Genomic DNA, 10,852 nt, shown 5'->3' with positions numbered 1-10,852 from the left:
CATTCTTGGGACCATCGCGCTGACATGTACCCAGTGGGCGGTCGGGCTATCCCCCGATCACTGTCCCAAGCTGTTCTGCATCGCCTGGGCCAGCACGTTGACCGCCGGACCGCCGTTTCCGGACTGGCAGACTTTCGCTTGCAGCAGAACGTTCTCCCGCAGTCTGGTCTGAGTGAAACAACGCCGATCCGTGCCCGCTTCCTGTTTGACCCACGCGGCATCGGCGGGACCGGGCGGACCGCCGGTGAAGGACCACACCTGGGTGGTCCCGTTGCCGAAACCCATCCGGGTGGTCTGACCCGAGCACCCCACGGTGCGGTCGATCACACGGTGGAAGGCGGCATCGGCCGCCTCGGGGGTGGCGTACACCCCGATGGCCTGCTTGACCAGATGGGTGAGATCGGTGTTCGACGTCTGGGTGGTCGCCCCGTTGAACGAGGCCAGATCCGGATCGTTGAACACCTCCGGCAATCCGATGTCGGCCCAGTTGTTGCACACCGGGATGTCCACCGAGAACACCTGGACCGGGTTGGTGAACATCGACTCGAACGTCATCGGTGCACCGACGATGTTGCCCACCGACCCCTTACCCAGCACGGCGTAATTGACCACACCGGGATCCGACGGCCGGGCCGCTGCGGGCGCCGCCAGGCCGGAAGCAGCAGTCAGCGCCAGACCGGCGGCGCACAGCGTCGCGGCGATTCTGCGCATGTCAGACCTTCGCGGACAGTGACACTTCGATATTGCCGCGGGTGGCCTTCGAATACGGGCAGACGCCGTGCGCCTTCTCCATCAGCTCGTCGGCCACCTTCTGCTCCAGGCCGGGCAGATAGCCGATCAGATTGGCGGTCAGACCGAAGCCGCCCTCGGAATCCTTGCCGAAGCCGATCTGCGCGGTGATCCCGCTGGCGTCGTCGATGCTGATCTTCTCGTTCTTGGCGACCAGGCGTAGCGCCCCCAGGAAGCAGGCGGCGTAGCCGGCGGAGAACAGCAGTTCAGGGTTGACGCCCTCGCCGGTGCCGCCCATCTCCTTGGGCGGCCGGGTGTCGAGATCGATCTTGCCGTCGGTGGACTTGACGTGGCCGTCGCGGCCGCCACCGGAGGCTGTGGACTCTGCGGTGTACACCACTTCGATGCTCATTTCATCGATCATGCCAGCTAGGCTGTGTCGCCGACGGGCCCGAACAACCGCGGCCCGCTACCACGCGCAGACAGCGGCCCGAGCCGTCACACCTAAAGTTAGGCTAGGCTTGCCTCGCCACCGGGGCGGGGTTCTGTGCTGCCTGGGAACGACCGGCCAGCTCAACGGCGCGCGGCCACGTCACGCGAACATGCGCCGTTGCGTCTGTTTTTCAGCTGAGGAGAGCCTCGTTTGAGCGGTCTGTACAACCCCGACCGGGAACACAGCAGTTGTGGTGTCGGATTCCTGACCCGAAAAGACGGCGTACAGACGCACGAGGTCATCCGCAAGCTGCACGAAGCGCTGTGCGCGGTTCCGCACCGGGGCGGAATGTCCTCGGAGGGGGTGGGCGACGGCGCCGGGGTGAACCTCGACCTGTCGCTGCGCTTCTTCGCCGACGTGACCGGCCGCGCCGACCTGGAGCTGGGCCAGTTCGGGGTGGGCAACTTCTTCCTGCCGACCGACCCCGCCTTCCACGGCGAAGCCGAAGCGGTGATCGAGGCGGCATTGCTGGCCCAAGGCTTCGACATTCTGGTCAAACGTGATGTCCCCGTGGACAACACTGCGATCCGCCCGGCGGCGATCAAGTACCAGCTGCCCATCCGGCAGTGGGTGTTCGAGTCCGGCCCCGGCGCACAGATCACAGACCGCAAGATCCACGACGCTCTCATGGCCATCGAATCGGTCGCCTACACCCGCGCCGAGCTGCTGGGTCTGTATCCGCTGTCGCTGAGCGCGCGCACCCAGGTGCTGAAGGGCCGGCTGAACTCGGGCGAAGTGGTGCCGTACTTCAGCGATCTGTCCGATCCCCGGATGGAAGTGCACTCGATGTTCTTCCACACCCGGTTCTCCACCAACACCGTCCCGAATGCCATGATGGCGCAGCCATTTCGGTTGATGGCACACAACGGTGAACTCAACACCGACAAGAAGAACCGCCTCTCCGACAACGCGATCGCCCGGGCCCGCAACCGCTCGATCGTGCGTCCGCTCGGCCAGTCCGACAGCTGCCGCCTGGACCAGACCCTGCAGAACCGCGTGTTCGAAGACGGCTTGGATGTGGTCTCGGCCGTGGTCGCGATGATGCCACCGGCATGGGAGAACGACCAGACACTCTCGCCGCAGGTGCGGGCGATGCTCGAGTTCTTCAGCCTCTACGAGGAGAAGAACGACGGCCCCGCCGCCCTGATCTTCGGTAACGGCACGATCATCGGGGCGCGCCTGGACCGCCTGGGGCTGCGGCCGCTGCGCACCGTCGAGACCGACGAATACCTGGGCGTGATGTCCGAAGCCGGGCAGGTGTATTTCCCCCCGGAGACCGTCATCAGGCGCGGCCGCATCGAAGCCGGCGGCATGCTGTACTACGACCACACCACGCGCCGCTCCTACAGCACCCACGAGGCGCTGGAAATGCTTGCCGCACGCGATGATTACCCGGCGATGCTCGATGCCGCCCGCGTCAATCTCGCCGATCTGCCCTCGGTTCCCCCGGAAAGTCAACTCTCCCCCGCCCGCTACAACGGCGACCTGTCCCGGCACCAGCGCTACGTCGCGTACTCGCTGAACCAGGAGAGTTTCAAGTTCCTGATGGATCCGATGCTGGCCACCGGCCAGGAGAAGATCTCGGCAATGGGCTACGGCGCCGCCATCAACGCGCTGTCCAACCACGAGGGCGGAATCGCGCGCTACTTCTCGCAGAAGTTCGCCCAGGTGACCAACCCGCCGCTGGACAGCATTCGCGAGGCCGACGGCATGACGCTGCGGGTGGCACTCGGCGCCAAGCCCAACAGCGGAGCCCGGCCCGCACCCCAGATCGTGGTGCCCTCACCGATTCTCACCCATCTCGACATGCTCAAGATCCGGGATCAGCAGCAGACCCCGGTGCGCCGGTTCGGCATGCGCTACCGCATCGACCTGACCGACCGGGCCGCCAACGCCGACGCGCTGGTCCGGGCCATCGACGCCTTATGTGATGAGGTGGAGGCGTTCGCCCGCGAAACCGGTGGCATCGCCGTGATCTCGGACCGGCACGTCGAGAGCGAACGGGCGGCCATGCCGTTGATCATCGTCATCTCGGCGGTCAATCAGCGGCTGATCGAGGAAGGCCTGCGCCTGCGTGTCTCGGTGATCGCCGAGAGCGGTCAGCTGTGCTCGTCGCATCACGTCGCCACCGTGCTCGGATTCGGGGCGGCCGCGGTGTATCCGCTGGCGGTACAGATGCGGGCCGAGGAGAAGTTCGGCGACGTCGAAACAGGCGCCTCGAGGGCCTTCAAGCAGTTCGCCAAGGCCGCCGAGAAGTCCCTGATGAAAACCATGGGCCGCGTGGGTCTGTGCACCGTCGAGAGTTACATCGGCGGAGAATTCTTCGAGCCCAACTACTTGGACACCGGTGACCCGGTTCTGCGCCGCTACTTCCCCAATGTCGTCTCCCCCGTCGCCGGGGTCGGGTTCACCACCCTGGCCGACACCGTCGCCGAGTGGCACGCTCGCGCACTGGAAGTCGCAGGCGAGAAGGACGTGCCCCTGCTCGGCCTGTTCAAGGAACGCGCAGAGGGGGCCGGGCACTCCTACGGCACCACCGCTGTGCGCGGATTCGTCGACATGACAGAGGAATCCATCTCTTTCGGCGACGAAGCCAAGCCGGACAATCCCGATATGGCCGACCCCGCCTTCCTGCGCGGGCTACCGTTGCATCAACTCGACGGTGCATTCGGCCTCGATGACGAGGCCTACCGCAACACCAGTTTCGACGAGCTGACGCCGCGGGCCATCAACAGCTTCGACATCACGCCCGGTTACCGCAACTTCGTGCGCAGTATGAACGCCGAACGCACCCGCAGGCCTGCCGCGCTGCGCGACGTGCTGGCGCTGCCCGCTGATGTGAACTTCGTACACACCGCCGACGAATTCACCCAGGAGATGGGCCAATTCGCGCTCACGGGCAACAACGACTTCCAGGTCCGGGGATTGTCGTGTACCCAGGTGCGCGACGAGTTCACCCTGCGCCTGAGCCAGGGCTCCGAACGCCTGGACGCGCTGGCTTTCTCGCTGGCGGCACGATTCGGCGACGACATTCTCGACAGCGACATCGTCGGCGACCGGTTGTGGGTGCGCGCCACCGGCGCGGCCGCGGCGTATCTGCAGAACGTACGCAGCGCACCGGATTCGATTCCTCTGGCCGGGGTGCAGCCCGCCAGCGAGATCGCGGCGACACTGGCCTCGGGCGCGATGAGCCATGGCGCGCTGGTGGCGCAGGCCCACGAAGCGGTGGCCCATGGCACCAACATGGTGGGCGGGTTGTCCAACTGCGGTGAGGGTGGCGAGCACGTCAGCCGCTACGGCACCATCCGCGGTTCCCGGATCAAGCAGTTCGCCTCCGGCCGTTTCGGGGTGTGGGCGGGGTACCTCGCCGACCCGATGCTGCGCGAGCTGGAGATCAAGATCGGCCAGGGCGCCAAACCTGGTGAGGGCGGCCAGCTTCCGGCACCGAAGGTAACCGTGCAGATCGCTGCCGCGCGCGGGGGCACCCCCGGAGTGGAGCTCGTGTCACCGCCGCCGCATCACGACACGTACTCCATCGAGGATCTGGCGCAACTGATCCACGACTGCAAGGCCGCCCGCGTCCGGGTGATCGTCAAGCTGGTGTCCTCCGAAGGTATCGGCACCATCGCCGTCGGCGTCGCCAAGGCCGGCGCCGACGTCATCAATGTCGCCGGGAACACCGGCGGCACCGGCGCCGCCGCCGTCACCAGCCTCAAATACGCGGGGCGATCCGCCGAGATCGGGATCGCCGAAGTGCACCAGGCTCTGTGCGCCAACGGTATCCGCCAGAAGGTCCTGCTCCGCTGTTCGGGCGCGCACCAGACCGCCAGCGACGTCATCAAGTCCGCGTTGCTCGGTGGTGACAGCTTCGAATTCGGGACCACCGCACTGATGATGCTCAAGTGCGTCATGGCCAAGAACTGCAACATCAAGTGCCCGGCCGGGCTGACCACCAACGCCGAGGCGTTCGAAGGTGATCCGCGCGCGCTCGCCCAGTACCTGCTGAACATCTCCCATGAGGTGCGCGAGATCCTCGCCACCCTGGGGCTGCCGTCGTTGCGGGCGGCGCGTGGCCGCAGCGATCTACTGCACCTGCTCGAGCATCCCTCCAGCATCGGCAGGCTCGACCTGCGCCAGATGCTGCAGGTGGCCGAGGAATTCATCGTCGATGAGCCGATCTACATGGAGAAGGACTACGCCGTCGACGACAGCTTCTTGAGCCAGCTGGGTGGCGGGGTACCGGCCCCGGTTTCGTTGACGAATCAGAACAAGAGCGTCGGTGGGCAGCTCGCAATCGACATCGAGCGGATGCTCAACCACGGAACACACCAGGGGCTCATCCCGGAGGACGCTGTGGCCACCGACCATCGCGGCCGCCGTTACCTCAAACCCGACAGCATCGTCATCACCACCACCGGATCGGCCGGCCAGAGTTACGGCGTCTTCTGCAACGACGGAATGGTCATGACTCACACCGGAACCTGCAACGACGGGGTGGGCAAGAGCGCCTGCGGCGGCACCATCACCGTCCGTTCCCCCGGCGGCGGGTCCGACGCGCCCAGCGGCAACGTCCTGGTCGGCAACTTCGCCCTGTTCGGCGCGTCCGGAGGACGGTTGTTCGTCGAAGGGGAGGCCGGTGACCGGTTCGCGGTGCGCAACTCGGGCGCCACCGCGGTGGTCGAGGGTGTCGGCGAATTCCTGTGCGAGTACATGACCAACGGTGCCGTGTTCAACATCGGCGGCTTCGGCAAGGGTGTCGCCAACGGGATGAGCGGCGGTTTCCTCTACCAGTACGACCCCGATGCGATGCTGCCCGCCAAGGTGAGCGCCGATTCCGTGGTGATCGCACCGGTCACGGAGGCACCGTTCCACGAAGAGGCCGCCAAGACGCTGCTGTCATGGCACGTCGAAGCCACCAGATCGGCGAAAGCCGCTGCACTTCTGGACAATTGGGACACCACTCGCCGCCATGTGGTGTACGCCATGCCGCGTGCGCTGCTGCAGTACCAGGACTCCGATGCGATTCTGGCGGCCAAGACCCGTAAGGAACTGCTCGACGAGCTGGCCGCCGCGCTGGCGGGCTACCAGGTGCACAAGTTCAAGCGGTCCTACCGCGACCAGCAGATGGTGCACGGTGGTTCGGTGCCGGGTTACGGCGACACCGACACCGAGGAGATGTACGCGCTGCTCAACACCTACACCGTGTTGAACATGGCCCAGCAGTTGGCGATGGCGCGCACGCCCGGTGTCACTGACGTCACCGACCCCCGGATCGGCAAGACGGTGCGCAACTTGGTGCTCACGGAGGACTTCTTCCTGATCCAGAAGTTGCAGCGCTACGCCCGCGAAGCGATCGATCCGTTCAGCGACGAGGATCTGGCGGTGTTGATCGCCAACAAGCGGATCACCGATTACAAGGACGCACTCACCCAGCGCAACGTCCTGTCGATGGACAGCCCCGGCACCTACGGCTGGATCCTGTACCAGAGCGCCAGAAATGTCGAGAAGATCGGCCGGCTGCCGTCTTTCGAGGAGTTGTTCGCGCTCAAGACCATCCCCCCTGTTGTGGCAGCCCTGGCCGTCCAGACCCCCGTGAAGAGCTCATGAAGATCGCCTACATTCCCGAAGACGCCCCGTTCAACGAGGACCAGCGCGCCTGGATCTCGGGCTTCCTGGCCGGCCTGCACTCTCGGCTGGCCATGAACATGACCACCCCACCTCCTGTCACCAGTGACCAGGAGGCACCGCGACCCCCGTTGCGCATCCTCTACGGCACCCAGACCGGTAACGCCGAAGGCGTCGCCGGCGACGCCGCGGCCGCCGCCAGGGCGCAGGGCTTCGACGTGACCGTCTCGGGTCTGGACGAGATCGAACTCGACGAGTTCGCCGGCCTCAAACACGTACTGATCGTCACCTCCACCTACGGCGAGGGCGAGATGCCCGACAACGCCGAATTGTTCTGGGAAGCACTGTCTTCCGATATGGCGCCCCGCCTCGAAGGGGTGTCCTTCGCGGTGCTGGCGCTGGGTGACACCAGCTACGACGGCTTCTGCCAGGCCGGCAAGCTCTTCGATACCCGTCTGGAGCAGCTGGGTGCCAGCCGCCTGGTGACCCGCGTCGACTGCGATATCGATTACGAAGCGCACGCCGCGGAATGGGTGCAGTCCGCGGTCGGCAGCCTGGTCAGCATCACCGGTGCCAGCGGCGCTCCGAGCACTCCGCCGCCCAGCATCGCGGCCCGCTCCGGCTGGACCCGCAAGAACCCGTTCGTCGCGGAGGTCGCGGTCAACCGCCTGCTGTCGGGAGCGGGTTCGGACAAGGAGATCCGGCACTACGAGTTCGCGCTCGCCGACAGCGGCATCACCTACGAAGCGGGCGACGCGCTGGCGGTCATCCCCGAGAACGATCCGGCGCTGGTCGAGGCGATCGCCGATCACTTCCGGATTTCGGTGGACACCCTGGTGGACGGCGAACCGCTGGGTGAGCTGTTGGCCCACCGCTACGAGATCAGCGCCCCGTCCAAGGATCTGCTCGGTGAAGTGGAGAGCCGCGCCGAGAACGAGGAGTTCTCCCATGCGCTACGCGGTGGTGTGAAGGAGACCCTGGATCGCTGGCTCTACGGTAAAGACGTCCTCGACATCCTGCGCATCGGTGGCGACGAGCTGGGCCTGGAGGAGTTCATCGGACTGCTCAAACCTCTGCAGCACCGCGCGTATTCGATCTCCTCGAGCTCGCTGGCGCACCCCGATCGCATCCACCTGACGGTCGCCAGTGTGCGCTATCAGAGCACAGGCCGGATGCGTGGCGGCGTGTGCTCGACGTTCCTGGCCGACCGCGGAGGCACCGCGAAGATCTTCCTGCAACCCAACAAGTCGTTCCGGGTGCCGGCAGACGACAGTGCACCGATGGTCATGGTCGGCCCCGGCACCGGTATCGCCCCGTTCCGGGCGTTCCTGCAGGAGCGCGAGCGGCGCGGCGCGGCGGGTAAGAACTGGCTGTTCTTCGGTGACCAGCATCGCGAACACGACTACATCTACAGCGACGAGCTGGTCGGCTGGAACGCATCGGGCCTGTTGAACCGCCTGGATCTGGCGTTCTCGCGGGACCAGGCGCAGAAGATCTACGTGCAGACCCGGATGCTGGAGCAGGGCAAGGAACTGTTCACCTGGCTCGAGGACGGCGGGCATTTCTACGTGTGCGGCGACGCCACCCGGATGGCCAAGGACGTCGACAAGGCGTTGCACGACGTGGTCATCGAACACGGCGGCCTCGATCGCGACGCCGCCACCGAATACGTCAACACCCTCAAACGGGAGAAACGGTACGTCCGCGATGTGTACTGACGGGCAACGCTGCCGAAACTGCCCGGCCAAACGGATCACCGCGGGCCCCACCGTGATCGCCGAAACGCTGCCTGCCCTCGGCATGGTGGTCGCGGTGACCGCCAACGACGCCGCCCTGCTGAGCCACACCGGCGAATACCTGCCTGCCGCACTGCCCGGTGAGGCGTTGCGCTGCGGGGACTCCCACATCAGCCTGCGGGTGAACCCTAACGCCGTCAACGACATTCGCTTGACACCTCGGGCGCTGACCCTGGCCGGTGAATTCGGCACTCACCGCGCGTACTTCACGCCGATGTCGGATCACCTGGCCGTCCAGGCGCTGCAGTTGGCTCCGACCCGGCGTCCGGCACCGGCCGCGCCGCTCGACTGGTCCGCACTGACGTGGCGCGACGCCGACCAGATCACCCACCTCGATGCGCTGACCCCGGAGCGGTACCGGGTGCTGCCGTTCACCGGCGCCCGTCAGGTGGAAACCCGTGCGCTACCGCATCTTCTGGAACTCTTGTGCCGCAAAGCTTTACCGCTCACCGTCGCCGTTGCCGGCGGAGGGTGCCTTCAGCTGCACCGCGGAGCCGCGGCCATGGTCGAACACGTCGAGACGCACACCTCGGTGGTGTTCGGGGCGGCGCGATATGCCGTGGATCCGGCGATGGTCGCCGAATGCTGGGTCACCCAGGCACACGGCGCCACCGGACTCACCTCAGCGGTCGAACTGTACGACCACAGCCACCGCTGTGTCACGGTGCTCACCCAGACCGGGCCCATCTGTGGGCATCTGGGTCAGGCATGGGAGGACATCGTGGCGTCGCTTACCTCCCCGCAGTCCGCTTAGGTGCGCTGCCCGTAGCGCTTACGGAACTTCTCCACCTGACCCGCCTTGTCGAGAATCCGGCTGCCGCCGGTCCAGAACGGATGCGAGTCCGAGGTGACATCGACGACCACCAGAGGATAGGTCCGCACTCCCTCGGGCGTCTGCCACTCGATGGTGCGGGTGCTGGTGGCCGTCGACCGGGTGAGAAATGACTTACCGGTGGTCGCATCCTGGAACACCACCGGGTGATAGTCGGGGTGGATATCGGGTTTCATCGTTCTCCTTCTGCGCCGCGTTGCATCTCGGCAGCGAATTCGTCTGTGGTCTCACAGGGTTCGATATGCCAGTCGCCGAACGGATCGTCGTAGCCTGCCCACCCGTTGGGGCGGTTCATCTCGTCGTCGGTCAGCAGCGCGTTGTGCAGGGCCGCCAACACTTCGGCGGGATCGGCGCCGCACACCAGAATGGTCATCGAGGTGTGCCGGTCTCCGAACCGGTACTCCCACATCAGATCCGCAATCGCCCGCCGCTCGGGATCGACGTAGGCGATCTCGCTGGACGTCATGGCCGCCAACCATTTTCCCGCATTGCTGACGCGAAGTCCGCCGCCGGCGGACTCCAGATACATGGCGTGCTGGGAACGGTTGGCCAGCCACAACCGCCCCCGTGCCCGGATCACCCCGTCGAGTAGCTTGTCCAGCGCATCGTGCAATCGGCGCGGATGGAACGGCCGCCTGGCGCCGAACTCGACCATCTTCACCGGACCGTCCGCCTCCAGCGGCGGCTGGCCGGCCAGGAGCGGAGAATGCGGGTGATCGCTGCGCCCGCAACGGGAATCGGGCTCGAGGTTGGCCAGCGCCATCTCCACCCGAGCCGATCCTGTGGTGATGCGGGCTCGCGGCGCCAGTCGCCGCAGCGCGGCGAGCACCGTGGGTTCGGGGCGGCTGACCACCAGCACGTCGGCGAATTCGGCCTGACACACCACCACCTGCGCCTGGGTGCGGCCGTCGTCGAGTTCCTCGTCGCCGAGCGCTGCCGTCAACCAAGTGTCGGTGTCGACGCATACCACCACCGCGGCGATCCTGACGTCGCGGGCGGCGGGTCCGTCCAGGTAGCCCGGGCCCACCCGCACCGGCACACGGTTGATCGCGAAGCACACCGGCTCCGGTTCCATGAGGGGTGGGAGATGAACGACGATGCGGTGCACGTCTTCACGACGGTGCAACCGGCGCAACAGGATCAGCAGGTCATTGCGGATCGTGCACGACACACATCCATGGGCCAGTTCCAGCGCGCCCTCCGCGGTGGTGAGCACCCCGTCCTGCAGCGTGCTCATGGTGCGCCGCACGATGTGTCCGTCGAACCGGTGCTCGACCACCAGCGTCCCGGGCTGACGCAGAAGCACGCCTGCCGTGGCGTCGGTGTCGCTCGAACCTGCGACCAGAACTACCGGCGTACGCACATCACCCTCCGTTA

At 66.1% G+C, this 10,852-nt stretch carries 7 protein-coding genes; 3 read left to right on the top strand and 4 right to left on the bottom strand.

The window, feature by feature from the left end:
* Positions 1-57: 57 nt before the first annotated feature.
* Positions 58-711 (bottom strand): sensor domain-containing protein, encoded by a 654-nt coding sequence (locus tag NL241_RS01905; RefSeq protein ID WP_494396618.1) that lies wholly within the window; start codon positions 709-711, stop codon positions 58-60.
* A gap of 1 nt (position 712) precedes the next feature.
* On the bottom strand, positions 713-1,153 hold the full coding sequence (locus NL241_RS01900) for an organic hydroperoxide resistance protein (protein ID WP_487693864.1): 441 nt from the start codon (positions 1,151-1,153) through the stop codon (positions 713-715).
* Between the two features lie 219 nt (positions 1,154-1,372).
* Between NL241_RS01900 and NL241_RS01895 the strand changes: the two genes are divergently transcribed.
* The 3 genes from NL241_RS01895 to NL241_RS01885 are packed head-to-tail and all read left to right on the top strand — an operon-like array spanning position 1,373 to position 9,397.
* Positions 1,373-6,829 (top strand): glutamate synthase-related protein, encoded by a 5,457-nt coding sequence (locus NL241_RS01895; protein ID WP_494396617.1) that lies wholly within the window; start codon positions 1,373-1,375, stop codon positions 6,827-6,829.
* A complete protein-coding gene (locus tag NL241_RS01890; protein WP_487693862.1) occupies positions 6,826-8,565 on the top strand; it encodes a diflavin oxidoreductase in 1,740 nt (579 codons plus the stop codon). Before NL241_RS01895 ends, NL241_RS01890 begins: the two co-directional genes overlap by 4 nt.
* Entirely contained in the window at positions 8,555-9,397 is an 843-nt protein-coding gene (locus tag NL241_RS01885; RefSeq protein WP_494396616.1) for a ChuX/HutX family heme-like substrate-binding protein, read from the top strand. Before NL241_RS01890 ends, NL241_RS01885 begins: the two co-directional genes overlap by 11 nt.
* Here the strand turns inward: NL241_RS01885 and NL241_RS01880 are convergent.
* Together NL241_RS01880 and mrf are read right to left on the bottom strand one after the other, a co-directional pair.
* Positions 9,394-9,651 (bottom strand): type B 50S ribosomal protein L31, encoded by a 258-nt coding sequence (locus tag NL241_RS01880; RefSeq protein ID WP_487693860.1) that lies wholly within the window; start codon positions 9,649-9,651, stop codon positions 9,394-9,396. The two genes, NL241_RS01885 and NL241_RS01880, sit on opposite strands and share 4 nt — an antisense overlap.
* A complete protein-coding gene (mrf, locus tag NL241_RS01875) occupies positions 9,648-10,838 on the bottom strand; it encodes a ribosome hibernation factor-recruiting GTPase MRF (protein ID WP_494396615.1) in 1,191 nt (396 codons plus the stop codon). Before mrf ends, NL241_RS01880 begins: the two co-directional genes overlap by 4 nt.
* Positions 10,839-10,852: the final 14 nt, after the last annotated feature.

The sequence above is a fragment of the Mycolicibacterium sp. SMGY-1XX genome (genome assembly GCF_059132455.1).
Note: the sequence above shows the minus strand (reverse complement) of the source record. Positions and strands in the feature narration are given on the sequence as shown.

Bases quoted from the DNA above. Each gene is read 5' to 3' on its own strand.
- NL241_RS01890 (WP_487693862.1), top strand. From the start codon at position 6,826: ATGAAGATCGCCTACATTCCCGAAGACGCCCCGTTCAACGAGGACCAG.
- NL241_RS01900 (WP_487693864.1), bottom strand. From the start codon at position 1,153: ATGATCGATGAAATGAGCATCGAAGTGGTGTACACCGCAGAGTCCACA.
- NL241_RS01885 (WP_494396616.1), top strand. From the start codon at position 8,555: ATGTGTACTGACGGGCAACGCTGCCGAAACTGCCCGGCCAAACGGATC.
- NL241_RS01905 (WP_494396618.1), bottom strand. From the start codon at position 711: ATGCGCAGAATCGCCGCGACGCTGTGCGCCGCCGGTCTGGCGCTGACT.
- NL241_RS01880 (WP_487693860.1), bottom strand. From the start codon at position 9,651: ATGAAACCCGATATCCACCCCGACTATCACCCGGTGGTGTTCCAGGAT.